At 46.7% G+C, this 24,822-nt stretch carries 28 protein-coding genes and 4 tRNA genes; 22 read left to right on the forward strand and 10 right to left on the reverse strand.

All coding sequences use genetic code 11. The annotated features are described in order from the left end of the window. Nucleotides 1–3: 3 nt before the first annotated feature. The 4 genes from OH458_RS12040 to trpS all read left to right on the forward strand — a co-directional run bounded on the left by OH458_RS12040 (nt 4) and on the right by trpS (nt 3,459). Complete coding sequence (locus OH458_RS12040; RefSeq protein WP_005474179.1) at nt 4–831, forward strand: Dam family site-specific DNA-(adenine-N6)-methyltransferase; 828 nt, start codon at nt 4–6, stop codon at nt 829–831. 105 nt (nt 832–936) lie between these two features. Continuing rightward, nucleotides 937–1,608, forward strand: a complete 672-nt coding sequence (gene rpe / locus OH458_RS12045) for a ribulose-phosphate 3-epimerase (protein ID WP_038141224.1) — start codon at nt 937–939, stop codon at nt 1,606–1,608. Nucleotides 1,609–1,612: 4 nt separating this feature from the next. Continuing rightward, entirely contained in the window at nt 1,613–2,293 is a 681-nt protein-coding gene (locus tag OH458_RS12050; RefSeq protein ID WP_269978522.1) for a phosphoglycolate phosphatase, read from the forward strand. Nucleotides 2,294–2,421: 128 nt separating this feature from the next. Beyond that, on the forward strand, nt 2,422–3,459 hold the full coding sequence (gene trpS, locus OH458_RS12055; protein WP_269978523.1) for a tryptophan--tRNA ligase: 1,038 nt from the start codon (nt 2,422–2,424) through the stop codon (nt 3,457–3,459). 62 nt (nt 3,460–3,521) lie between these two features. Here trpS and trmL read toward each other — a convergent pair whose 3' ends face one another. The 4 genes from trmL to OH458_RS12075 form a co-directional block, all read right to left on the reverse strand. Next, the gene (gene trmL, locus OH458_RS12060; RefSeq protein ID WP_006881329.1) at nt 3,522–3,998 is read right to left on the reverse strand and encodes a tRNA (uridine(34)/cytosine(34)/5-carboxymethylaminomethyluridine(34)-2'-O)-methyltransferase TrmL; all 477 of its coding nucleotides are present in this window, start codon (nt 3,996–3,998) and stop codon (nt 3,522–3,524) included. A gap of 96 nt (nt 3,999–4,094) precedes the next feature. Continuing rightward, nucleotides 4,095–4,712 carry a superoxide dismutase gene (locus tag OH458_RS12065; RefSeq protein WP_269978524.1) on the reverse strand — a complete coding sequence of 206 codons (618 nt, stop codon included), beginning with the start codon at nt 4,710–4,712 and terminating at the stop codon, nt 4,095–4,097. A 73-nt stretch (nt 4,713–4,785) separates the two neighbouring features. Then, nucleotides 4,786–6,171, reverse strand: coding sequence for an envelope stress sensor histidine kinase CpxA (gene cpxA, locus OH458_RS12070; RefSeq protein ID WP_269978525.1), 1,386 nt, complete (start codon nt 6,169–6,171; stop codon nt 4,786–4,788). Further along, nucleotides 6,171–6,866: a response regulator gene (locus OH458_RS12075; protein ID WP_269978526.1), complete on the reverse strand. Its 696-nt coding sequence runs from the start codon at nt 6,864–6,866 to the stop codon at nt 6,171–6,173. The genes cpxA and OH458_RS12075 overlap by 1 nt, the downstream gene beginning before the upstream one ends. A gap of 187 nt (nt 6,867–7,053) precedes the next feature. On the opposite strand from OH458_RS12075, the gene OH458_RS12080 reads away from it, so the two are divergent. The 3 genes from OH458_RS12080 (at nt 7,054) to pfkA (ending at nt 9,805) form a co-directional block, all read left to right on the forward strand. Continuing rightward, nucleotides 7,054–7,557, forward strand: coding sequence for a CpxP family protein (locus tag OH458_RS12080; protein ID WP_269978527.1), 504 nt, complete (start codon nt 7,054–7,056; stop codon nt 7,555–7,557). Between the two features lie 107 nt (nt 7,558–7,664). After that, nucleotides 7,665–8,573, forward strand: a complete 909-nt coding sequence (fieF, locus tag OH458_RS12085) for a CDF family cation-efflux transporter FieF (RefSeq protein ID WP_269978528.1) — start codon at nt 7,665–7,667, stop codon at nt 8,571–8,573. A gap of 269 nt (nt 8,574–8,842) precedes the next feature. Continuing rightward, entirely contained in the window at nt 8,843–9,805 is a 963-nt protein-coding gene (gene pfkA / locus OH458_RS12090) for a 6-phosphofructokinase (protein WP_005476816.1), read from the forward strand. Nucleotides 9,806–9,874: 69 nt separating this feature from the next. On the opposite strand, the gene OH458_RS12095 is transcribed toward pfkA, so the two are convergent. The 3 genes from OH458_RS12095 to epmB form a co-directional block, all read right to left on the reverse strand. Beyond that, on the reverse strand, nt 9,875–11,200 hold the full coding sequence (locus OH458_RS12095; protein WP_038186767.1) for an anaerobic C4-dicarboxylate transporter: 1,326 nt from the start codon (nt 11,198–11,200) through the stop codon (nt 9,875–9,877). Nucleotides 11,201–11,372: 172 nt separating this feature from the next. Beyond that, entirely contained in the window at nt 11,373–11,867 is a 495-nt protein-coding gene (locus OH458_RS12100) for an MgtC/SapB family protein (RefSeq protein ID WP_005476820.1), read from the reverse strand. A gap of 72 nt (nt 11,868–11,939) precedes the next feature. After that, on the reverse strand, nt 11,940–12,962 hold the full coding sequence (gene epmB / locus OH458_RS12105) for an EF-P beta-lysylation protein EpmB (RefSeq protein WP_269978529.1): 1,023 nt from the start codon (nt 12,960–12,962) through the stop codon (nt 11,940–11,942). Between the two features lie 33 nt (nt 12,963–12,995). Here epmB and efp point away from each other — a divergent pair, with 33 nt between their 5' ends. From efp to rraA, 3 genes are all read left to right on the forward strand, one after another. Further along, nucleotides 12,996–13,562: an elongation factor P gene (efp, locus tag OH458_RS12110; RefSeq protein ID WP_005476836.1), complete on the forward strand. Its 567-nt coding sequence runs from the start codon at nt 12,996–12,998 to the stop codon at nt 13,560–13,562. 115 nt (nt 13,563–13,677) lie between these two features. Then, the gene (locus OH458_RS12115) at nt 13,678–14,595 is read left to right on the forward strand and encodes a 1,4-dihydroxy-2-naphthoate polyprenyltransferase (RefSeq protein WP_038217569.1); all 918 of its coding nucleotides are present in this window, start codon (nt 13,678–13,680) and stop codon (nt 14,593–14,595) included. A gap of 76 nt (nt 14,596–14,671) precedes the next feature. Continuing rightward, a complete protein-coding gene (rraA, locus tag OH458_RS12120) occupies nt 14,672–15,187 on the forward strand; it encodes a ribonuclease E activity regulator RraA (protein ID WP_005476814.1) in 516 nt (171 codons plus the stop codon). Between the two features lie 14 nt (nt 15,188–15,201). On the opposite strand, the gene OH458_RS12125 is transcribed toward rraA, so the two are convergent. Both OH458_RS12125 and tpiA read right to left on the reverse strand, forming a co-directional pair. Further along, nucleotides 15,202–16,557, reverse strand: coding sequence for an MATE family efflux transporter (locus OH458_RS12125; RefSeq protein WP_269978530.1), 1,356 nt, complete (start codon nt 16,555–16,557; stop codon nt 15,202–15,204). A gap of 125 nt (nt 16,558–16,682) precedes the next feature. Continuing rightward, nucleotides 16,683–17,453, reverse strand: a complete 771-nt coding sequence (tpiA, locus tag OH458_RS12130) for a triose-phosphate isomerase (RefSeq protein WP_269978531.1) — start codon at nt 17,451–17,453, stop codon at nt 16,683–16,685. Nucleotides 17,454–17,737: 284 nt separating this feature from the next. Between tpiA and OH458_RS12135 the strand changes: the two genes are divergently transcribed. Next, on the forward strand, nt 17,738–18,085 hold the full coding sequence (locus tag OH458_RS12135; RefSeq protein WP_269978532.1) for a 5-carboxymethyl-2-hydroxymuconate Delta-isomerase: 348 nt from the start codon (nt 17,738–17,740) through the stop codon (nt 18,083–18,085). 22 nt (nt 18,086–18,107) lie between these two features. Then, nucleotides 18,108–18,530: a DUF805 domain-containing protein gene (locus OH458_RS12140; protein WP_269978533.1), complete on the forward strand. Its 423-nt coding sequence runs from the start codon at nt 18,108–18,110 to the stop codon at nt 18,528–18,530. Between the two features lie 99 nt (nt 18,531–18,629). On the opposite strand, the gene coaA is transcribed toward OH458_RS12140, so the two are convergent. After that, the gene (gene coaA / locus OH458_RS12145; RefSeq protein WP_038141256.1) at nt 18,630–19,553 is read right to left on the reverse strand and encodes a type I pantothenate kinase; all 924 of its coding nucleotides are present in this window, start codon (nt 19,551–19,553) and stop codon (nt 18,630–18,632) included. A gap of 208 nt (nt 19,554–19,761) precedes the next feature. On the opposite strand from coaA, the gene OH458_RS12150 reads away from it, so the two are divergent. The 10 genes from OH458_RS12150 (at nt 19,762) to rplJ (ending at nt 24,790) form a co-directional block, all read left to right on the forward strand. After that, nucleotides 19,762–19,837: transfer RNA gene (locus OH458_RS12150), tRNA-Thr, on the forward strand. Between the two features lie 50 nt (nt 19,838–19,887). Further along, nucleotides 19,888–19,972 (forward strand) — tRNA-Tyr (locus tag OH458_RS12155). A 35-nt stretch (nt 19,973–20,007) separates the two neighbouring features. Further along, nucleotides 20,008–20,082, forward strand: a tRNA-Gly gene (locus tag OH458_RS12160). Nucleotides 20,083–20,094: 12 nt separating this feature from the next. Then, nucleotides 20,095–20,170: transfer RNA gene (locus OH458_RS12165), tRNA-Thr, on the forward strand. A gap of 138 nt (nt 20,171–20,308) precedes the next feature. Then, nucleotides 20,309–21,493 carry an elongation factor Tu gene (gene tuf / locus OH458_RS12170; protein WP_269978534.1) on the forward strand — a complete coding sequence of 395 codons (1,185 nt, stop codon included), beginning with the start codon at nt 20,309–20,311 and terminating at the stop codon, nt 21,491–21,493. A 277-nt stretch (nt 21,494–21,770) separates the two neighbouring features. Next, nucleotides 21,771–22,151, forward strand: coding sequence for a preprotein translocase subunit SecE (gene secE / locus OH458_RS12175; RefSeq protein WP_038140692.1), 381 nt, complete (start codon nt 21,771–21,773; stop codon nt 22,149–22,151). Between the two features lie 13 nt (nt 22,152–22,164). Next, nucleotides 22,165–22,713, forward strand: coding sequence for a transcription termination/antitermination protein NusG (gene nusG, locus OH458_RS12180; RefSeq protein ID WP_008078233.1), 549 nt, complete (start codon nt 22,165–22,167; stop codon nt 22,711–22,713). 144 nt (nt 22,714–22,857) lie between these two features. Then, complete coding sequence (rplK, locus tag OH458_RS12185) at nt 22,858–23,286, forward strand: 50S ribosomal protein L11 (protein ID WP_008078231.1); 429 nt, start codon at nt 22,858–22,860, stop codon at nt 23,284–23,286. 4 nt (nt 23,287–23,290) lie between these two features. Beyond that, nucleotides 23,291–23,995: a 50S ribosomal protein L1 gene (gene rplA, locus OH458_RS12190; RefSeq protein ID WP_038140688.1), complete on the forward strand. Its 705-nt coding sequence runs from the start codon at nt 23,291–23,293 to the stop codon at nt 23,993–23,995. A gap of 300 nt (nt 23,996–24,295) precedes the next feature. After that, the gene (gene rplJ, locus OH458_RS12195; protein ID WP_004415880.1) at nt 24,296–24,790 is read left to right on the forward strand and encodes a 50S ribosomal protein L10; all 495 of its coding nucleotides are present in this window, start codon (nt 24,296–24,298) and stop codon (nt 24,788–24,790) included. Nucleotides 24,791–24,822: the final 32 nt, after the last annotated feature.

Raw genomic sequence — 24,822 nt, forward strand, 5'->3', positions numbered from 1 at the left:
TAGATGAAGAAGCAACGTGCCTTCCTGAAATGGGCGGGTGGAAAATACGGACTTGTCGAAGATATCCAGCGTCACTTGCCAGAGGCACGTAAGTTGGTGGAGCCGTTCGTTGGTGCTGGTTCTGTATTCCTAAACACGGACTATGAACAATATCTGCTGGCGGATATCAATCCAGATTTGATCAACTTATACAACCTGCTCAAAGACGACCCGCAGACGTATATCTCTGAAGCCAAGCGTTGGTTTTGTCCAGAGAACAACCGAAAAGAGGCGTATCTGCATATTCGTGAGCAGTTTAACGCGACAGATGACGTGATGTATCGCTCGCTCGCCTTCTTGTACATGAACCGTTTTGGTTTTAATGGTTTGTGCCGTTACAACAAAAAGGGCGGCTTTAATGTCCCATTCGGTTCTTACAAAAAGCCTTATTTCCCAGAAGCGGAACTCGAATTTTTTGCTGAGAAAGCTAAGAAAGCGACGTTCGTATGCGAAGGCTATCATGACACCTTCAAACGAGCCCGCAAAGGCAGCGTGGTCTATTGCGATCCACCGTATGCCCCCCTTTCGACAACTGCAAACTTTACCTCTTACGCAGGCAATGGTTTTACCCTTGATGATCAAGCCGCATTGGCGGATGTCGCGGAGCGCGCAGCCACAGAGCGCAGTATTCCTGTTCTAATTTCCAACCACGATACAACGTTAACCCGACGCCTCTATCATGGTGCGGAGCTGAATGTGGTTAAAGTGAAACGTACCATCAGTCGCAATGGCGCGGGGCGCAACAAGGTCGACGAGCTTCTTGCTTTATTCCGCCCTGTTTCAGGCAAATAATCACATTTCATTACGCTTCCCTATCTTCTGACCTTTAGCTTAGGTAGAATTGCGCGCAAAGTTTCTTCAGTGTGCAATGATGCCAATTACTACTAGAGGTCAGGTATGAAAGATTTCCTTATCGCTCCATCAATTTTGTCTGCGGATATGGCTCGTCTTGGTGAAGACGTAGAGAAAGTGCTCGCAGCTGGTGCTGATGTGGTTCACTTTGACGTAATGGATAACCACTACGTACCTAACTTGACTTTTGGTGCCCCGATTTGTCAGGCACTGCGTGATTATGGGATTACCGCACCTATCGATGTGCATCTTATGGTGAAGCCAGTTGATCGCATTATCCCTGATTTTGCGAAAGCAGGCGCGTCAATGATCACCTTCCATATCGAAGCGTCTGAGCATGTTGATCGCACGCTTCAGTTGATCAAAGAGCACGGCTGTAAAGCGGGTGTGGTTCTAAACCCAGCAACACCACTTTCTCATCTTGAGTACATTATCGATAAAGTCGACATGATTTTGTTGATGTCGGTGAACCCAGGTTTTGGCGGCCAATCTTTCATTCCTAAAACACTCGATAAGCTGCGTGCCGTTCGTAAGATGATTGACGAATCGGGTCGTGATATTCGCCTTGAAATCGATGGTGGTGTGAAGGTAGAAAACATCAAAGAGATCGCGGAAGCGGGCGCAGATATGTTTGTTGCAGGCTCTGCAATCTTCAACCAGCCAGACTACAAAGAAGTGATTGACCAGATGCGCGCTGAGCTAGCAAAGGTTAACTAATTCAATGAGCAACATAAAATTAATCGCATTCGATTTGGACGGAACGCTGCTTGATAGCGTTCCAGATCTGGCCGTCGCGGCAGACCAAGCGGTACAAGCGCTGGGTTACCCAGCAGTAACGGAAGCGCAAGTCCGTGACTACGTGGGCAATGGTGCGGATGTACTTATTGGTCGTTCGTTAAGTCGTAGCCTAACGGTATCACCTGATTTGTCTTCTGAGCTATTGGCTAAGGCTCGAGTGTTATTTGATGACTACTACGAAAAGAGCGGGCACAAACTGAGCCATCTCTACCCAGCAGTAAAAGAGACCTTAGCCGAGCTGCACAAAGCAGGCTTCACCATGGCGCTTGTAACCAACAAGCCATCGAAGTTTGTCCCTGAAGTATTAGCCAAGCATGGTATTGATAAGTACTTTGTCGATGTGATTGGTGGTGATACCTTCCCTGAGAAGAAGCCAAACCCAATGGCGTTGAACTGGTTGCTTGAGAAACACAATTGTCAGCCGCAAGAGATGCTGATGGTGGGCGACTCTAGTAACGACATCAAAGCGGCGAAAAATGCGGGCTGTCACTCATTTGGTTTGACATACGGTTATAACCACGGTGAACCTATCGCGGCATCGAATCCAGATTTTGTCGCCGACACCATCGCAGATTTGGTCGAAGCGGTCGCTGTTTCTGCGTAACGGCGACAAAAGATCTTCCAAAATACTCATCAATGAGTACACTGAGTAAACCGTGTCACTGGGTGGTAGACCCTGAATAGACACGGTTTTTCATTTATTTAGATTAAGAAGTCAAAGGAACTATTCCCATGAGCAAACCCATTGTATTGAGTGGTGTTCAACCATCAGGTGAACTAAGTATCGGTAACTACTTGGGTGCTCTACGTCAATGGCAGCAAATGCAAGACGATTACGATTGCCAATACTGTGTGGTAGACCTTCATGCAATTACGGTTCGCCAAGACCCGAAAGCGCTGCATGAAGCGACCCTCGACGCATTAGCAATCTGTCTCGCCGTTGGTGTTGATCCGCAAAAGAGCACGCTATTTGTTCAGTCACATGTACCAGAGCATGCTCAACTTGGTTGGCTTCTTAACTGTTATACCCAGATGGGTGAGCTGAGCCGCATGACTCAGTTTAAAGACAAGTCAGCACGTTACTCGAAAGACTCTTCTAGCCAGTTTGGTGATGTGAACGTTGGTCTGTTTGATTACCCTGTGTTGATGGCGGCTGACATTCTGCTTTATGGCGCACACCAAGTTCCAGTTGGCAGTGACCAGAAGCAGCACTTAGAGCTAGCACGTGATGTTGCGAACCGTTTCAACAACATCTACTCGCCTGAGCAGCCAATCTTCCAAGTGCCAGAGCCGTACATTCCAACCGTGAATGCGCGTGTCATGAGTTTGCAGGATGCGACGAAGAAGATGTCTAAGTCGGATGATAATCGTAAGAACGTGATTACGCTTTTGGAAGAGCCGAAGTCGATTCTTAAGAAGATCAACAAGGCGCAAACCGACACAGAAACGCCACCGCGTATTGCTCACGATTGGGACAACAAAGCGGGTATTTCGAACCTAATGGGCCTATACTCTGCGGCGACAGGTATGAGCTTTGAAGACATTGAAGCGAAGTACCAAGGCGTTGAAATGTACGGCCCATTTAAGAAAGACGTAGGTGAAGCTCTGGTTGCGATGCTTGAGCCGATTCAAGCTGAATACCACCGTATTCGTGCCGACCGTGCTTACATGGATCAAGTGATGAAGCAGGGTGCAGAGAAAGCATCTGCTCGCGCTGCAGAAACGTTGAAGAAAGCGTATGAAGCGGTGGGTTTTGTGGCTCGTCCATAATCCGCGAATTCAGCCGATATAAAAACGGACTCCAAGGAGTCCGTTTTTTGTCTTTGATGATTCTATTGAGCGCCTTCAAAGCCCATTTGTCGCCACGCTTCAAAAGCAATAATTGCGACTGCGTTGGAGAGGTTTAGGCTCCGAGCGTCTGGCATCATCGGAATACGAATACGCTGTTCCATTGGCATGCTTTCAATGAGCTCTGCAGGTAAACCACGCGTCTCTGGGCCAAACAACAATACGTCACCTTTTTGAAAGTTTGCATCGACGTGATGACCCGTTGTTTTCGTAGTACAAGCAAAGATTCGATAGTCACCACGCTCTTTTTCAAGGTACTCGACAAAGGCTTGATAATCTTTATGGCGAGTGACTCGCGCGAGATCGTGGTAGTCCAATCCTGCGCGGCGCACCTTCTTCTCCTCTAAATCAAAACCTAATGGCTCGATCAGGTGAAGGTTAGCACCACAATTGGCACATAAGCGGATAATGTTGCCCGTATTTGGGGCGATCTCTGGCTCATAAAGGGCGATATCAAACATGTTGTTATTCTTGCACTATGGAATTTAGGTCAGAAAGTATAAGGTCACAACGAATGACCGCCAAGCCTGACATTGTGAGTATTCGTGTTTTCTCGCTTATTTACCTTGAGCAAGGGCGGCAGAATAGTTTTCGCTCACCGCATCCCAGTTCACCACATTCCACCACGCATCAATGTACTCTGGGCGGCGGTTTTGATAACTGATGTAGTAGGCGTGCTCCCATACATCTAAAGCAAGGATAGGTTCACCCTGAATATCGGCAACATCCATAAGTGGGTTATCTTGATTGGTGGTTGAGGTGACATGAAGTTCGCCCTCTTTGACGATCAACCAGGCAAAACCAGAGCCGAAAGTATTAATCGCCGCCTCAGTGAACAATTGCTGAAATTGAGCAAAGCTACCAAACTGAGCGATGATCGCATCAAGCAACTGACCGTTTGGTGCGCCGCCACCATTTGGTTTCATGCAGTTCCAATAAAGAATATGGTTGTAGTAACCCCCACCATTATTGCGAATCGCAGGTGGGTGATTGGAGATTGTCGCGAAAATCTCGCGAAGGCTTGTGGACTCGAGTTCGCTGCCTTTGATCGCTGCGGAAAACTTGTCAAAGTAAGTGCGGTGATGCTTGCTGTAATGCACTTCCATGGTTTTAGCATCAATATAGGGTTCTAGTGCATCGTAAGCATAAGGCAGTTCTGGAAAGGTGTGAGACATAGTAAATCCTCCATAATTGAAGGATTTACTATAAATGATAATGAGATCCATTATCAACTAAGTGTTTGTAGGGTTATTCACCGATGCTTAAAGGGAGAGTGATTTCCACGCGAAGCCCGCCGAGTGGACTGCGTGTAGCAACGATGTGACCACTATGCTGGCGAATGGCACTTTCAGTTATTGTAAGACCAAGTCCTGTGCCGCCGCTGTGCCTATCTCGAGCGGTGGAGACGCGGTAAAACGGTCTGAAAATCGCTTCCAGTTCATGGTCAGGTACTCCCTCCCCATTGTCATCCACGGTAATAGTGACCTGCTGCTCTGACTCGGTAAATTGGATGTCGATACGATCCTGACCGTAATAGATAGCATTACGGACAATGTTGTCGAGGGCACTCATCAATAGCTTAGGTGTCCCAGAGATGATTCGGTCAGGGATTGGGGTGAAGGTGAGGCTTTTCCCCATTTGCTCCGCTTCAAACTGGGCATCCGCCAAGATGGCTTCCCATAGACTGCTCAATGGCTGCTTTTCTCGTGTTAGATGGCTATCTGCTTGCATGCGCGACAGTTCCAATAGCTCACCAATCATCTGCTCAAGCCGCTGAGCTTCGGTATCAATTCGTGCCAGTTCTGGGCTCTCTCCTTGTTTTCTGGTTGCAAGCGCGCTGGCCATCCTTAGCCGAGTCAGTGGTGAACGCAGTTCATGTGAAATGTCAGACAGCAGGCGTTGTTGGCCTGAAATCATTTGATTCACCGCTTCGACCATTTGGTTAAAGCTCGCGCCTGCTTGGCGAAACTCACTGGTGCCTTTTTCCAGTTCTGGATCGACAATGAACTCACCTTTTGCTACCCGTTGGGCGGCTCGCTCCAACTTGCGCGCTGGCTGGCTCAATGCCCACGCTAACCAAAGCAGTAAAGGTGTGCTGACCAGCATAACGGCAAACAGCAGTTGGAAAGGCTTATCAAACATGCGCAGTAAAAATGGTGGTGGTTCATTCCACTTCACGCCGATGTAGAGCAGTAAGTCTTGTTTCGCCAGAGTGACGGGCAGCGGACCGGCAACCATATAGTGGCCATACAATTTTTGCTGCGGCTGACCAGGCACATCGATACTAGTGATGAAGTTTTGCAGTGCGCGGTAACGAAAGTTTTTTCGGTCTTGAGTTGTCAGTATGTTGCCGTCTTGGTCGGTCACGAAAAAGCGAGGACGCGGATCTTTAGGCGAACGATTAGGTCCTTCTAGGTTAAAGAGCACCCTGGCTAAGTTGTCGTCTTGTTCGTATCGTTTTTCAATACTGCGCGTAATGTCTACCAAGCGGTTGTAATGGTCGGCAGGAATATCACGGGCTTTACGCGGATCAAGGTGAGGAAGCGATAAGACCGCCACCAAGACAAGAAGCATGGTGAACCAGAAAATAGCAAAAATACGACCATACAAGCTGGTGATTTTGGGTAAACGCATCAATCTTCCTCAACCAGTAAGTAGCCACGACCTCGCAGCGTTTTTATTCTCGATTTGCCGTCACTTCGTTCAGGTAATTTTTTACGTAAGTTAGAGACGTGCATATCGATGGCACGGTCAAAGGCAGCAAGGCGTTTACCCAACACATCCAGACTGAGTACCTCTTTGGTGAGCGTTTCTCCTGGGTGTTGGACAAAGTGGCTGAGCAGCGCAAACTCTGTGGTGGTTAGCTCTATCAGCTGCTCTTGGCAGTAAGCCTCTTGTTTACCGGGGAAAATTTGGATGTCTTGATATTCAATGCAGTCGGTACGTTTATCTGATTTGGTATTGGCATTCGACTGAGTTCTTCGCAAAATTGCTCGCATTCTTGCCAACAGTTCTCGATCACTGAATGGTTTGGGTAGGTAGTCATCAGCGCCAAGTTCCAGTCCAATGACACGATCGATCTCTTCCCCTTTGGCTGTCAGCATCAATACCGGGGTGTCCCAGTTTTCCCTGAGTCGTTTCAGCGTTTCCATGCCATTGAGTTTAGGCATCATTACATCAAGCAAAATGAGATCAATGCGGTCATCGAGCTTTTCCAACCCTTCTTCACCATTGTTGGCTTCGGTCACGTCAAACCCTTCGAAGGTCAGTACTTCGTTTAATAAGCTCGTCAGTTCGATGTCATCGTCAATGAGTAGGATGTTTGGCATTGGGAAATCTCTTTATCTGGGGATACGCTAAGTTTACTGCGAAATGAGCAGGAGATTGAGTGCAAATTGAGCTCTTTACGCTTCTTTACGCTCGCTAAACGTTGCTTTACGTAGCATGTCGTATTCTACACTCAAGCGCTGCAGAGAAAGGCAGCTTAATCCAACAAATACAGTGAAAGGTACGATTATGAAAATGGCAAAAAAATTAGTAGTAGCGGCGGTTGTTCTTCCTCTGACTCTAGGTACTGCAGGTGCCTTCGCGTTTGGTGGCAAAGATCATAAGAAAGGTGGTCACGGTGAATGCGGCGGTGGTTTTGACCGCGGTATGATGCGCCAGCTAGATCTTACTGATGCACAAAAAGAACAACTGAAAGAGATGCGCGAAGCGGGCAAGCAAGAGATGAAAGCCAACTTTAAAGGCAATTTTTCGGAGCGTCAGGCAGAGATGCAAGCTCACCACGCAAAAGTACAGCAGTTAGTTCTGGCTGATAATTTCGACCAAGCTGCTGCGGATGAACTTGCGAAGGCGATGGTAGAGAAACAGACCGAGCGCAAAGTGAAAATGCTAGAGAAGCAGCATCAAATGCTTAGTATTTTAACGCCGGAGCAGAAAGCAAAGTTTACTGAACTGCAGCAAGAGCGAATGGGCAAATGCGCAGAGAAAATGCAAAAGCGTTTCGCAGACAAGTAATGTTATTTGTGTGAATAAGCGGCCAGATGGTCGCTTTTTTTATGCCATTTTTATTCAACATGTGAGGCGTTATACTAAGAGTATGTTTGTTTATTGATCAATTATTTATGAAACAGGAATATGCGCGCCTAGTGACCATGGCGGCTTGGACGGCGACCATAGTGGCGACCCTATTGTTGATTGTTAAGGTTGCTGCTTGGTGGGTGACGGGGTCGGTGAGCCTACTGGCATCGCTGATCGATTCGATGCTGGACATCGCCGCCTCTTTGGTGAATTTAGTCGTGGTTCGATACTCTCTTCAGCCCGCAGACAGAGAGCATACCTTTGGACATGGTAAAGCCGAATCGTTGGCGGCATTAGCTCAAGCAATGTTTATTTCTGGGTCGGCGGTCTTTCTGATTCTTAATGGTATCGACCGATTCTTTAGACCTCATGATCTTCAATCCCCCGAGTATGGTGTTTACGTTAGCCTGTTCGCCATTGCGGTGACATTTGCGCTAGTGCGTTTTCAAAAGCATGTGGTGAAGAAAACAGGCAGCCAAGCCATCGCGGCTGACTCGCTTCACTATGAGTCCGATCTTTATATGAACGCTACGATCATGTTAGCGCTCGGGTTGAGTTGGTTTGGTATTAAGCAGGCGGATGCTGTGTTCGCTGTGGGAATTGGCATCTACATCCTGTACAGCGCATTTAAAATGGTTCGTGAAGCGACGCAAACCCTATTGGACCGAAAGCTGCCAGACAGCGAACTTAACGACATTCGCAGCGTGTGTCTCTCTGTCCCGGGGGTATTAGGGGTTCACCAGTTGCGCACGCGAATGTCTGGCCCGACACGTTTTATCCAGTTGCACTTAGAGCTAGAAGATCAGCTCGCATTAATTGAAGCGCATCGAATCTCTGACGAAGTAGAAGATAAACTTCTTGAACTGTTTCCTGAGTCGGATGTACTGATCCATCAAGACCCTTATTCTGTGGTCTTAGGAGCGGAAAGAGTGCAGAAATCTCAAGATTGGTAATTGAGGTTAGCGCGACAAAGCATCACTTATTGACTATCTTTTCAGCGGGTTCACTTTTAACTGTGATCCTGATGTGTATCAAGTAAGTGAAATTGCAAAGCTGTAATACTCTTACATAAGTAGAAAAGTTACATAATTTCGTGCAAATAAAAGTAGTATTCCTAGTTAGGAAAGGTAACATATTGCACAGTTAAGGAATTAAGTCAGACGCTTAATGTAAGCTGCTGACGTAAAAATTGAAATAAGATTCCCAAAAATCGAGGGTGAGCATGATTAAGAAGATCGGTGTCTTAACAAGTGGCGGTGACGCACCTGGTATGAACGCAGCTGTTCGTGGCGTAGTACGTACTGCACTGTCTGAAGGGTTAGAAGTCTACGGCGTGTTTGATGGCTACCTAGGCCTGTATGAAGACCGTATCCAGAAACTGGATCGTTCAAGCGTTTCTGACGTGATCAACAAGGGCGGTACTTTTCTAGGTTCTGCGCGTTTCCCAGAATTCAAAGAAGTGGAAGTGCGCCAGAAAGCGATCGAAAACCTACAGAAGCACGGCATTGAAGCGTTAGTGGTTGTCGGTGGTGACGGCTCTTACATGGGGGCGAAGAAACTGACTGAAATGGGTTACCCATGTATCGGTCTTCCTGGCACTATCGATAACGATATCGCAGGTACAGATTACACCATCGGTTACCTAACTGCGTTAAACACAGTTATTGATGCGATTGACCGTCTACGTGACACCTCATCTTCTCACCAACGTATTTCGATTGTTGAGATCATGGGTCGCCACTGTGGCGATTTAACTCTTATGTCTGCGATTGCAGGTGGTTGTGAGTACATCATCACACCGGAAACTGGCCTAGATAAAGAGAAGCTGATCAGCAATATCCAAGACGGTATTGCGAAAGGTAAGAAGCACGCCATTATTGCGCTGACAGAGCTTATGATGGATGCAAATGAACTAGCGAAAGAGATTGAAGCGGCAACAGGTCGTGAAACTCGTGCGACAGTTCTTGGCCACATTCAACGTGGCGGTCGTCCGACTGCGTTCGACCGTGTTCTTGCTTCTCGTATGGGTAACTATGCCGTTCATCTATTGATGGATGGTCACGGCGGTCGTTGTGTCGGTATCCAAAAAGAGCAGTTGGTTCACCATGACATCATTGACGCTATCGAGAACATGAAGCGTCCAGTTCGTGAAGACCTATTCAAGGTTGCAGAAGAGCTGTTCTAAGTTTTACGCTTAAGCACAGATAAAAAAGCCAGTTGGGAAACCAACTGGCTTTTTGTTTATGGGGTCAGGTTAGTTGACTAGCATGGTTGAAAGTACGTAACCAACAGTCGTTGCCGTGACCACACCAATGAAACCAGGCAGTAAGAAACTGTGGTTAAGTACATACTTGCCAATCTGTGTTGTACCAGAGCGGTCAAAGGTTATCGCCGCTAAGTCACTTGGGTAGAATGGGAAGAAGAAGTAGGCGTAACAAGCTGGGAGTACACCAATCAGTACTGGCGCAGGAATCCCCATCGCGAAGCCAAGTGGTAGCATGATGGTGAGCACCGCAGCTTGGCTTTTCAAGAAGACCGAAACCACAAACATCGCAATCGCGAAGGTCCATGGGTGGGCAGCAACAATGTCACTGACTAGGCTAATTAGGTACGGTTTGTGGAAGCCGATGATGGTGTCACTCATCCATGCAATACCAAAGATGATGATGACGGCGGTCATACCCGCAATGAAGACATTGCTGTGAACGATCTTCTTCGGCTCAACTTTCGTGGTGAGTAGAATCAAAGCACCAACAGACAACATCAAGAACTGAATAGCCACCGACATTTTCACTCCAGCTGGTAGCAATCCGAGATCTTTACCAAACATGGCAACGAAGATGACAGTAGCGATACCCGCTAAGAAAATCGCCAATCCTTTTTTCGCCACGCCTTCGTGTGCTGGGCTCTCATCTTCTTCACTGGAAGCATCAATCAGTTGTGCCTTGAATTCAGGATCTTGGCAACGCTCAATAAATGCTGGATCTTGGTCGAGCTCTTTACCACGTTTCAGGCTCCATAAGCAGCCAACCAATACGCCGATTAACGTTGCCGGTATAGTAACGAGTAAAACATTGACCAAGCTGATGTCTAAGTGGTTGTCGGCGGCAGTCGCCATGACCACGGCCGCAGCTGCCGCAATAGGACTCGCCGTAATCCCCATTTGAGAGGCAACGGTTGCCATCGCCATAGGGCGCTCTGGGCGGATGCCTTTTTTGTAGGCGACATCGTAGATTACTGGTAGAAGTGGGTAAACCGAGTGACCAGTGCCAACCAGTACAGTAAGGGAGTAAGTACAGAGGGGGCCAAGAAAGACGATTTGACTTGGGTGCTTACGCAGTAAACGCTCGGCAAATTTCACGAGCAGTTTAAGTCCCCCTGTCGCTTCCAACGTAGCGGACGCGGCAACCACGGCCAAAATAATTAGCATGACACTAATTGGTGGTGAACCTGGAGCGACCCCAAATACAAACGCGAGAACCGAAACGCCTAGGCCCCCGAGTAAACCAAAAGCAATGCCTCCATGGCGGATACCGATAAATATCACCGTAAGAAGCAGGAGCATATGTACGTAAAACATAATCAAACCCTACGAGGTAACAGAAGTAGGGTTCATGCTATCCAAAAGTGGTAGGTGGAAATGTGAAGTTCTATGCTTATCTGGCACAGAGTTTGCGTTATCGGCGGCTTCTTTGTTTTTTGTCAAATTGCGGCGCAGTAACCATCGTCAGGTTGCTAATTCGCCGCAACGATCATGGTTTTGGGCGCGAGATTTTCCGGCTATGGAATTTTTGGTGTACACCACGGCGCAGCGCTTTGACCCTGTTTTCGGCTCTGTCGACCCCAAGCAGTACGCTCAGTACCAGCAGGGTAATGACAACCGATTGTTGTAAGTACCCCAAACCAATCATCATTCCAAGCGCAGCAAGCACCCAAATGACGGCTGCCGACGTGACGCCATGAATCTTGCCATCGAGCGTCATCATGACCCCTGCGCCAAGAAAGCCCACCCCAGTAATGATTTGTCCGAGCACGCGAGCTTGGTCTAGCGTATTGGGTGACAAGGAGACAGCCATTGACATAAATAAGTAGGTGCCCGATATGATCAATATCGAGGTGCGAATTCCAACGGGTTTGCCACGAGTCTGGCGCTCGACACCGACCAGAATGCCGTTGACGGCGCAGCAAAGTAGAGCAGGCCATGTGAATGGCCCAAGATCGAGAAATTGTTCGATAGATGGTTGCATTTTGACCTCCAAAGCGTCGGAGTATGCACAGGATAGCGTTGTCTATCGAACGAATTATTTTTGTCGTCTAGATTACTCTAAGTGCAAGTCCAGAGGGGTTTTACTCTTGCGGCCACCTATCTCGCGAGTGAGTTTGGGCACCAAGTATCCTGAGACGCGCTCAAGCAGACCTGCCATGATAGCTTTGGCTTGCTGATCCGAAATATAGAAGTGCGCAGCCCCTTGAACTTTATCGAGAACGTGCATGTAGTAAGGAAGAATTCCAGCGTCAAAAAGAGTTTCACTGAGCGCCACTTGTGCCTCAACGCAATCATTGACGCCTTTGAGCATCACTCCTTGGTTTAGCAAGGTGACCCCTGCTTGCTTGAGATCGTGCATTGCGCGTTTCAGTTCATGGTTGATCTCTTGGGCGTGGTTAATGTGCGTCACCATGATCACTTGTAAGCGACTGTCATTGAGTATCTCGAGTAACTCCGGCGTGATTCGGGCCGGAATGACAACGGGTAAACGCGAGTGGATCCTGATGCGTTTGATATGTGGAATATCAGCGATGTGATTGATGAGCCACTGCAGCTCTTCATCTTTCGCCATTAATGGATCGCCGCCCGATAAAATGACTTCATTGAGCTCTGATTGTTGGCGAATGTAATCAAGACTTTGCTGCCAAACTAGTTTGTTGCCTTTGTTCTCTTGGTAGGGGAAATGACGGCGAAAACAGTAACGGCAGTTAACGGCACATCCACCCTTCACAATCATTAGCGCTCGGTTGCGGTACTTATGCAGTAACCCAGGTGTCTCATTATCTTGCTCTTGTAGAGGGTCGTTGGAATAGCCCTCGTGCACTTCAAATTCTTGTGAAAGTGGTAAAACCTGGCGCAAAAGCGGGTCATAAGGATTGCCTTTCTCCATTCTATCGACAAAACTTTGCGGCACACGCTGCGCAAATAGCTTTCTCGCTGCAAATCCGTCTTGCCATTTAGCAGGAGCGATTTCCAGCTTTTCGAGCAATTTGGCAGGATCAGAGATCCCATTCGCTAGCTGTTGAAGCCAGTTTTGCTCAACAGAAACGGCTTTTCGGGTTATGATATGCGGCATTGAATTTAGCTCTAAGAATGTAAAGAGGAAAAAATGGCTACTGTTAGCACCAATGAATTTAAAGGCGGTCTAAAACTCATGCTTGATAACGAGCCTTGCGTTATCCTGGAAAACGAATACGTTAAGCCAGGTAAAGGCCAAGCGTTCAACCGCGTGAAAATTCGTAAACTTCTTTCTGGTAAAGTGCTAGAGAAAACCTTTAAGTCTGGTGAAACTTGTGAAGTTGCAGACGTAATGGATATCGACCTAGATTATCTATATAACGACGGCGAATTCTACCACTTTATGAACAACGAAACGTTTGAGCAAATCGCTGCAGACGTAAAAGCGGTTGGCGAAAACGCGAAATGGTTGGTAGAAAACAACACGTGTATGCTTACTCTTTGGAATGGTAACCCAATCGTTGTGACACCACCAAACTTCGTTGAGCTTGAAGTGACAGATACCGACCCAGGCCTAAAAGGCGATACTCAAGGCACTGGTGGCAAACCAGCAACGCTTTCAACTGGCGCTGTGGTTCGCGTACCACTGTTCATCGCTATCGGTGAAGTAATCAAAGTGGATACTCGTACTGGCGAATACGTTGGTCGTGTAAAATAAATAGACTTTGGTTAAGTTTCAGTAAAAGGTCACTTCGGTGGCCTTTTTTGTTTTTCTGCTCGGTGCTTGATGTGCCACAATCTTTACTACGCTTTATGTGACTAAACTAAAACTCATGAATCAGTCTATACGTATCTGGCTTGACGCCGCACGCCCAAAGACTTTGCCACTGGCATTAGTTTCTATCTTGACGGGTAGCGTACTGGCGTACTCCACGCATCAATTTTCTTTCCCGGTTGCTTTGCTGGCATTTATAACCGCCACCTTGCTACAAATATTATCCAACTTGGCCAATGATTATGGCGATGCAGTAAAGGGCACCGACAACGAAAAACGGTTAGGGCCAATGCGAGCTATTCAATCGGGCGAGGTGAGCCAAAGCGCCATGAAATCAGCGATCATTATCAATATTGTATTGACGATGGTGTCCGGTATGGCATTGGTGCTATATGCATTGGATAGCCTGCAAAGTATTCTCGCGTTCATTGGTTTGGGAGTACTCGCGATTGTCGCGGCGATCGCCTATACCGTGGGCAATAAGCCATATGGCTATGTGGGTCTTGGTGATGTGTCAGTCTTTATCTTTTTTGGCTTGTTGGGTGTTGCCGGCACGTTTTTCTTGCACACGGGAGTGATTGCACCGCTGCTGACGTTGCCAGCCATAGGGTGTGGTTTGCTCGCTGTTGCGGTTTTGAATATCAATAATATGCGTGATATTGAAAATGATGAAGAGTGTGGAAAGCGCACGGTCGCGGTTCGATTAGGTCAACATAAAGCGAAGCAATACCATTCTCTGTTGCTTGTCGGAGCCTTAGTGTCGTTTATCGCCTATTTAGTGCTTCAGCCGAGCCCGATCTGGTTTAGTTTTCCTTTTCTGATTAGTGCTCTGATTGTTTATAAGCACGGAAAAGCCGTGTGGCGAGCAGAGCAACCCGCGCAAATTGCACCAATGATGCCTGTGATCGTTAAGTGCTCGTTGGTCACTAACTTGCTTTTTGCCGGAGTTGTAATTGCACAAACACTGGTGAGTTAAGTGATGCGTGTCATTGCAATGACTTAATGTCCCTATATACTCGATGGAGATGACGAACGCGATGGGAAGGAACACGATGGAATACAATACCTCTGCCCTATGTGACATTTACCTAGAACAGGTCGATGTTGTAGAGCCTATGTTTAGTAATTTTGGTGGTTGTGCCTCTTTTGCTGGACAAATTACAACCGTCAAATGTTTTGAAGATAACGGTTTGATTCGTGAGATCCTAGAGCAAGATGGTTTAGGTCGTGTACTGTTGATCGATGGTGGCGGTTCGCTGCGTCGGGCTTTGATTGATGCAGAGCTTGCAACGCTTGCAGAAGAGAATGATTGGGAAGGCATTGTTGCCTATGGATGCGTTCGAGAAGTCGATGAGTTAGAAGACTTGAGTATTGGCATTCATGCATTGGCTTCTATTCCCGTTGGGGCGACGTCGCAAGGTGTCGGTGAAGTGGATGTGCCGGTTAACTTTGGCGGTGTAACCTTCTTGCCTGAGGATTACCTCTATGCTGACAATACGGGCGTGATTCTTTCTCAAGAACCATTGGATATCGACTTAGAACTTGATGAAGACGTCATCGAAGAATAAATAATGACACCGGCTTAGGCCGGTGTTTTTGTTTCGTAAGCCAAGTATTGTTTGCGTAGCTTCAGTGCGTAGAGATACCCTAACAGTCCGCCAATGATATTGCCGAGTGCAATCCCGATAAATAACCCTTCGATGTCATACAACAGGCTCCCCAACCAAGCGCACGGCAGCGTAAAAATGAACAAGCGCATAAAGCTCCACTGAAATGCCTTCAATGGTTGGTGTAATGCATTCAGTCCTGAAACCAACATCATGATGACACCTTGAAAACCATAGCTGAATGGCACCACAAGTAGATAATGCCACAGTAAATCCTTTACCGCTTGCTCTTGAGAGAATAGGGCGGCTAACGGAATACTCAATGGCACCATCATGATGAAAATACCCAGTTGGAGTACCATTGAAAAGCGCATGCTGAGAAAAATTCCTGCAAAGCTTCGATGAGGATTATTGGCGCCCATGTTTTGAGCCACAAAGGGAGTCAAAGCAGAGGTTAGTGCCATCAAAACTAAGATTAGGATCGATTCAACTCTTTGAGCTGCACCATAAGCTGCAACGGCGGCGGTCCCATGACTCGAGAGCATCATCATAAGAATGGCGCCAGAGATCGGGGTCATTGCGTTGGATAACGCAGCAGGGGTACCGATCTTAAGAATCAAACGCCAATCGTGGCTTATTTGTGTCACATTCGGCAGCCCGAGCAATTTTTCTCGTTTGATAAGAACGTAGAGCGAACCACATAAAGCCCCCAACCAACTCAGAGCACTTGCGATTGCAGCCCCCTGAATGCCCAATTCCGGAAACGGTCCAATACCGAAAATGAGCAATGGGTCGAGCACCCCGTTAATACAACCTGCCAGCATCATGATTTTTGCCGGAGTTTTGGTATCCCCTGTCGCACGAATTGCGCTATTGCCCGCCATGGGAATGACCAGCAGTGGGATCGTTAGATACCAAATAAACATGTATTGTTCGATGAGGGGAATAAGTTCTGCTTTGGCGCCCAAGCGAAGAAACAGAGGCTCAATCGTCAGTAGTCCGAGAGTGCAGGCTAGGGCAACGAGGACAACCGCAAGCAACAATCCATGGGAAGAAAAACGGGCGGCGTCTTGGGGCTGTCCTTGGCCAAGTAAGCGACCGATATTGGTGGATAAGCCCATACCTATTCCCATCGTTATGCAGTTAACCGCAAAGGTAACGGGAAAGGTATAACTGATGGCAGCCAACGCTTCAGTGCCCAATAGCGAGATAAAAAACGTATCGACAAGGTTAAACATCAAGATCGCGATAAGCCCGAACGTCATCGGAACGGTCATTTGACGTAAAACGGTAGGGATGGGGCCGGTCAACAGGCCGTGCTTATCCTGCATTGAGAGCTACTGTTTGCTTGGAGGAAAAACGTAGCATACTTGATCTATGGCGATACGACCAATTCTCAGACACAAAAAAGGCCAGCCGAAGCTGACCTTAAAAATCGTTATTCGTTAAGAATAAATTATGCTTTAGCTGCTGCCGCTGCTTTAGCGATTGCTGCGAAGCTCTTAGCATCTAGAGATGCACCACCAACTAGAGCACCGTCGATGTCTGGTTGTGAGAAGTAAGCTTCAGCGTTGTCAGGCTTAACAGAACCACCGTATTGGATGATTACTTGTGCTGCAACTGCTTCATCTTTCGCTGCGATTAGAGCACGGATAGAAGCATGGATGCGTTGTGCATCTTCAGCTGTTGCTGCTTTACCAGTACCGATAGCCCAGATTGGTTCGTAAGCGATGATTGCATCGTTTAGTGCTTCTACGCCGTAAGTGTCGATCACTGCGTTGATTTGGCGTGCACATACTGCTTCAGTTTCGCCCGCTTCGTTTTGCGCTTCAGATTCACCGATACAGAATACTGGCTTAAGACCGTTTTCTTTTAGGAAGTTGAATTTCTTCGCGATGAACTCATCAGATTCGTTGTGGTATTCACGACGCTCAGAGTGACCGATGATGATGTGAGAAGCACCAAAATCTTTTAGCATCTCTGGAGACATATCGCCAGTGAATGCACCGCTGTTGTTTAGGTCAGTGTTTTGTGCACCTAGGATGATCTTGTTACCGCCTTCAGCGATTACACGCTCTGCAAGGTCGATGTAAAGTGCTGGTGGCGCTACGGCTACGTCAACACCTTCAACGCCTTCAAGCTCAGCGTTAAGACCAGTTAGCAGCTCTTTAACCATTGCTTTGCTGCCATTCAGTTTCCAGTTACCCATCACTACAGGACGACGCATAGGAATATCTCCCTTATCTCTTATGTAAAAATTCAATTAATGTAAAAAATCTTCGTAGGAATATAACAGAATAAATTCGCCAGATCATGACTAGTATCATGTCTTAACCGGATCTCATTCAATGGTTGGAGCTGTCACTGCACATAATTGACCTATCTTGCGCTGACTAGAGTGATCCGTTATGCAGAATAGTGCCCTTTGGCTGCAAAACCTGCTTAGAAATTGCTAATAGTGGAAGGAGTATAGTTCGTAATGATGAAACTCTCTTACATTTGAGGATAACAATGCCAAACCTAGTAATGGAATACTCCAACTCAGTCGATGAGCGTGTTAATGTGCAAGGCCTGCTGGAAGATTTGCACCAAGTCGCCTTACAAAGCGGGTTATTTGATGTTGGCTCGGTAAAATCACGAGCGTTGCGCTGCCACAATTGGTTGATTGGGGAGGAAGCCGACAGCGTCGATTTTATCCATCTCAGTTTTGAATTACTGGATGGCCGAACCGCTGAACAGAAGAGAGACTTATCTCGTCAGTTAATGACCGTTTTGCAAGAGCAAGCCAGTCATGTCCGAAGCCTAACCGTCAACATTCGAGATATGGACAAAGATTGCTTCCAGAAGGTCATTAATTAGTTTTTATTTTTTAGGTAATGGGATGTCAATTAAAGAGTTATTGTTTTCTTTCCAAGGTCGCGTAGGTCGAAAAGTCTACTGGACATGGAATTTGGTTTACTACATTGCGATATTTGGCTTCGGAATAGGAATGAATGTTCTCTTTCCTGCCATTTCTCACCTAGTTTTGCCGATATTTCTCATCGCAGCTTTACTTCCCGATTTAGCCATTACAGCGAAACGCTGGCACGATCGCGGAAAATCTAACTGGTGGCTATTGATGAACGTGCCACTGATTGTTGGGCGTTTAATGGCGCCGATGGATGGAGAACCAATGACTTCTCCTTCAACAGAGCAAATGATCGCTTACACAATCTCGCTTGTGTGCGGAATCTGGATTTTCGTTGAGTGCGGGTTGTTAAAAGGGCAGGCGGGCGATAACTCATACGGGCCGGAGCCAAAGTAACCGGAGCTAAAAAATAATTGTTAATGGCGTTGAGATGTTCTGACGCCATAAAAAAGGGTTGGCATCTCAAGCCAACCCTTAGCAGACTCTCTCTTCTCGCTACTTCCTTAGCAACACTTCTTCTATGTGGTGATCTTGGCCTTTCTTCAAAATAAGTTGGGCGCGCCCTTTGGTGGGGAGAATATTCTGCGTCAGGTTGATGCCATTGATGGTTTGCCAAATATCGTGAGCTTTATCGATGGCTTCCACTTTGTTGAGTTTGGTGTAGTGGCTAAAATAGGAGCCCGGTTTGGTAAACGCACCCTGACGAAACTTAAGAAAGCGTTCAACGTACCAGTTTTCAATGACATCAGAGTCAGCGTCGACGTAAATTGAAAAGTCGAGGAAGTCAGAAACAAACACGCGGTGCGGATCATGCGGGTAGTCCATGCCACTTTGCAAAACGTTAAGGCCTTCAATAATCAAGACATCAGGGCGGTCGACAACTTTCACTTCATCAGTAATGTCGTAGGTAATGTGCGAATAAACGGGCACTTCGAGATTGGGCTTTGCGGCTTTGACATCGGAGACAAACTCGACAAGGCGTTTAATATCGTAAGACTCCGGAAAACCTTTACGGTGCATAATGCCGCGCTCATTCAAAACCTTCTTTGGATAAAGGAAGCCATCAGTCGTTACCAACTCGACTTTAGGGTGTTTCTCCCAACGAGAGAGCAAGGCTTTGAGTAATCGCGCTGTGGTACTTTTACCCACTGCAACGCTTCCTGCGATCCCAATAATAAACGGCGGGGTCGATTCCTGATTACTAAGAAAGTTATTAAGGACAGTATTACGGCTTTGTCTGGCAGAAATGTAAAGATTCAGAAGACGCGCGAGAGGCAGATAAATTTCAACGGCCTCCTCCATTGTGAGGCTTTCGTTAACACCTTGCAGTTCGATCAAATCCTCTTCGGATAGCGTCATGGGCACAGAATTGCGCAATTCTGCCCATTGCTGACGATTAAAAGAGAGATAAGGTGTCATAGTCTTCCTAACCCAAATATCACGATAAGAGCAGCGAAAATACAACAACAAGCGCCGAAAGCAAATGAGAAGGGGACGATTAAGTTGCATTTTGCGCCCAATTTGTGTGTTTTTTCAGCAAAAGAGCGGAAACTGATTAAAATCGTGATTTTTTTTGATTTTGCTATTGCAAGGTTGGAAATCCTTCAATAGAATGCGCACCACTTATGCCGACTTAGCTCAGTAGGTAGAGCAACTGACTTGTAATCAGTAGGTCACCAGTTCGATTCCGGTAGTCGGCACCATTTCTTCGCTAATATCTTTTTAGAGAACGAGAGAAATGGAGTGAAAATTTGGAGGGGTTCCCGAGTGGCCAAAGGGATCAGACTGTAAATCTGCTGGCACTGCCTTCGATGGTTCGAATCCGTCCCCCTCCACCATATTCTTAAGGAAATAGCTCACAGAGTTACGTGTTGCGGGCATCGTATAATGGCTATTACCTCAGCCTTCCAAGCTGATGATGCGGGTTCGATTCCCGCTGCCCGCTCCACTCAATAGTGATGCTGATATAGCTCAGGCGGTAGAGCGCATCCTTGGTAAGGATGAGGTCCCCAGTTCGACTCTGGGTATCAGCACCAGCTCTCAAGCACACTTTTCCTTTTGATACTTTCTTTTAACTAAACTACGTTTAGTGATTGAGAGTAACTATATCACCAATACTTTTTTGGTTGCGTGGTCATCAAAGCCACCTAAATCCGTACCTAGAGGGACAACCCATGTCTAAAGAAAAATTTGAACGTACGAAACCGCACGTAAACGTTGGTACTATCGGCCACGTTGACCACGGTAAAACAACTCTAACTGCAGCTATCTGTACTACTCTTGCTAAAGTTTACGGCGGTGTAGCTAAAGACTTCGCATCTATCGATAACGCTCCAGAAGAGCGTGAGCGCGGTATCACAATCGCTACTTCTCACGTAGAGTACGACACTCCATCACGTCACTACGCACACGTAGACTGTCCAGGACACGCGGATTATGTTAAGAACATGATCACAGGTGCTGCACAGATGGACGGTGGTATCCTAGTTGTTGCTGCGACAGATGGCCCAATGCCACAAACTCGTGAGCACATCCTACTAGGCCGTCAGGTTGGTATCCCATACATCATCGTATTCATGAACAAATGTGACATGGTTGATGATGAAGAGCTTCTAGAGCTAGTAGAAATGGAAGTTCGTGAACTTCTATCTGAGTACGACTTCCCAGGTGATGACCTACCAGTTATCCAAGGTTCTGCACTAGGCGCACTAAACGGCGAAGAGCAGTGGGAAGCTAAGATTGTTGAGCTTGCAGAAGCACTAGACTCTTACATTCCAGAGCCAGAGCGTGCAGTAGATCAGCCATTCCTAATGCCAATCGAAGACGTATTCTCAATCCAAGGTCGTGGTACAGTAGTAACTGGCCGTATCGAGCGTGGTATCCTAACTGTAGGTGACGAAGTAGAAATCGTAGGTATTAAAGAAACTACAACAACTACTTGTACTGGTGTTGAGATGTTCCGTAAGCTTCTAGACGAAGGTCGTGCGGGTGAGAACGTTGGTGCACTTCTACGTGGTACTAAGCGTGACGAAGTAGAGCGTGGTCAAGTACTAGCGGCTCCTAAGTCAATCAACCCACACACTAAATTTGAGTCTGAAGTATACGTACTGTCTAAAGATGAAGGCGGCCGTCACACTCCATTCTTCAAAGGTTACCGTCCACAGTTCTACTTCCGTACAACTGACGTAACAGGCGACATCACTCTACCAGAAGGTGTAGAAATGGTAATGCCAGGTGACAACGTACAAATGACTGTTGAGCTAATCGCACCAATCGCAATGGACGAAGGTCTACGTTTCGCGATCCGTGAAGGTGGCCGTACAGTAGGTGCTGGTGTTGTTGCTAAGATCTTCGACTAATTCTTTACGAATAGCTGAAGTCTTCGGAAAAATCTTTGAATAAGATTTGACGAACCAGTAGCAAAAAGGGCATCATTTGATGCCCTTTTTCTGCACTAAATATAATGTTTGCCGATTTCTTGTCCAAGCAAGCATTAAGCAGGATTTTTTGGTCGTGATATTATGTCTCGATCAATGAAAAGAGTACGTCAATCGATTACGATTGCCGTTTCATGGATTTGCCCTGCAACAGCGGGGTTGTTTTCGTCTATATTAAGACTTGTGACAGGTTGGTTTTATGAAAGCTAATAATGCTGAAACTCCTGATAGCTCAAATGGCGCAGATATCTTCAAGTGGATTGTCACTTTTGCTCTGCTAGCTGCCGCTGTTGTGGGTAATTACCTGTATGGTGAAATGTCTGTAGTGGTTCGCGCTGCAGGCGTTGTTGTACTTATTGCTGCGGCACTAGGTGTTGCTGCTACAACAACTAAAGGTAAAGCTGCGATCGATTTTGCTAAAGAATCTCGTATGGAAGTTCGCAAAGTGGTTTGGCCAACGCGTCAAGAAACTATGCAAACAACTTTGATCGTTTTAGCTGTAAGTATTGTAATGGCTCTAGCGCTATGGGGCATTGACGGCATTATGGTTCGTCTTGTTGCTTTAGCGACTGGGGTATAGAGGGTTTTTATACATGAGTGAAGCTCCAAAAAAACGCTGGTATGTGGTTCAAGCCTTCTCTGGATTTGAAGGTCGTGTAGCTCAATCTCTTCGCGAGCATATCAAAATGCATAGCATGGAAGAGCTATTTGGTGAAGTTTTAGTCCCTACTGAAGAAGTAGTGGAAATGCGCGCAGGTCAACGTCGTAAATCTGAGCGTAAATTCTTCCCAGGTTACGTCCTAGTTCAGATGATCATGAACGATGAATCATGGCACCTAGTACGCAGTGTGCCGCGTGTCATGGGCTTCATTGGTGGTACCTCTGACCGTCCAGCTCCTATCACTGATAAAGAAGCTGACGCTATTCTTAACCGTCTTGAGAAAGCGAGTGAAGCTCCTCGTCCACGTACTATGTACGAAGCGGGTGAAGTGGTACGTGTTACAGATGGTCCATTTGCTGACTTCAACGGTACTGTTGAAGAAGTGGATTACGAGAAGAGCCGCCTGAAAGTGTCTGTGTCGATCTTTGGTCGTGCAACACCAGTTGAGCTTGAATTTGGTCAGGTTGAAAAACTTGATTAAATAACGACCTTTTTAGGGTTGTATAAGGCGCGAATTATGACTATAATTTCGCGCCTTTTTACTTCTGATGAAGTAAAAAGAATTTTACGTAAACGGGGAGCTGATCAGTCGATTGGCGTTTGAACCCAAAACTTAGGAATTATCATGGCTAAGAAAGTTGAAGCTTACATCAAGCTACAAGTTGCAGCTGGTATGGCGAACCCAAGTCCACCAGTTGGTCCTGCACTAGGTCAACACGGTGTTAACATCATGGAATTCTGTAAAGCGTTCAACGCGAAAACAGAATCTATCGAGAAAGGTCTACCTACTCCAGTTGTTATCACAGTATACAACGACCGTTCTTTCACGTTCGTAACTAAGACTCCACCTGCTGCTGTTCTTCTTAAGAAAGCTGCTGGCGTTAAGTCTGGTTCAGGCCGTCCAAACACTGAAAAAGTGGGTACTGTAACTGACGCTCAAATCCAAGAAATCGCAGAAACTAAAGCTGCTGATATGACTGGTGCTGACATCGAAGCAATGAAGCGTTCAATCGCTGGTACTGCTCGTTCAATGGGCCTAGTGGTAGAGGGTTAATAAGATGGCTAAACTAACTAAGCGCATGCGCGTAATCCGCGAAAAAGTTGACGTAACTAAAGAATACGAAATCAACGAAGCTGTAGCTCTTCTTCAAGAACTAGCGACTGCTAAATTCGTTGAGTCTGTAGACGTTGCTGTTAACCTAGGCATCGATGCTCGTAAATCTGACCAGAACGTACGTGGTGCAACTGTACTACCTCACGGTACTGGCCGCGAAATCCGCGTTGCAGTGTTCACTCAAGGTGCAAACGCTGAAGCAGCTAAAGAAGCTGGCGCAGACATCGTTGGTATGGAAGATCTTGCTGAGCAAGTGAAGAAAGGCGAAATGAACTTCGACGTAGTTGTTGCTTCTCCAGATGCAATGCGCGTTGTAGGTCAACTAGGTACTATCCTAGGTCCTCGCGGTCTAATGCCAAACCCTAAAGTTGGTACTGTAACTCCTAACGTTGCTGAAGCGGTTAAGAACGCTAAAGCTGGTCAGGTTCGTTACCGTAACGACAAGAACGGCATCATCCACACTACTATCGGTAAAGCAAACTTCTCTGCTGAGCAGATCAAAGAGAACCTAGAAGCTCTTCTAGTTGCTCTGAAGAAAGCTAAGCCATCTTCAGCGAAAGGTACTTTCCTGAAGAAAGTAAGCATCTCTACTACAATGGGTGCTGGTGTTGCTGTTGATCAGGGTAGCCTGAACACTCAAGCAAGCTAATAAATTTGCTTAGGCGCAAAATTAGTGTATAATTCTGCGCCTAATATTTGTGGTTGGGGCTGAACTTTGGTTCATTAAATTCGTTTAGAATTTAGTCTGAATTATGACCCAGTCTCCGTCCAAGACCGTAGGTGTCTGACTTTGTTCTACAAAAGATGGCTTAATTTTCCTACGTAGATGGTGCCCGAACTGACAGAAAGCTCTATGTAAATAGTTAACTTTCTTCTGGGAAGCACCTCAATAACTCTCACTGTCGTGATGATAGTGAGTGGTGTAACGACAACCAGGAGTAAATCCAAGATGGCTTTAAACCTTCAAGACAAAAAAGCAATTGTTGCTGAAGTCAACGAAGCTGCCAGTGGTGCACTTTCTGCAGTTGTAGCTGACTCTCGTGGCGTAGAAGTTGGTGCTATGACTTCACTACGTAAACAAGCTCGTGAAGCGGGTGTTTATGTACGTGTTGTTCGTAACACGCTTATGCGTCGTGCGGTTGAAGGTACAGACTACGAGTGTCTAACTGACACTTTCACTGGTCCTACTCTAATCGCATTCTCTAACGAGCACCCAGGTGCTGCAGCGCGTCTTTTCAAAGACTTCGCTAAAGAGAACAAAGACTTCGAGATCAAAGCTGCTGCATTTGAAGGCGCGCTAACTGACGCTGAAGTACTAGCGACACTACCAACTTACGACGAAGCTATCGCACGCCTAATGATGTGCATGAAAGAAGCTTCTGCAGGCAAGCTGGTACGTACTATCGCTGCACTACGCGACCAAAAAGAAGAAGCTGCTGCTTAAGCCTTGCTTTTCACTGGTTGCTATTTAAACTT

The sequence above is a fragment of the Vibrio sp. MarTm2 genome (assembly GCF_027587055.1).
Classification (GTDB): Bacteria; Pseudomonadota; Gammaproteobacteria; order Enterobacterales; family Vibrionaceae; genus Vibrio; species Vibrio sinaloensis_D.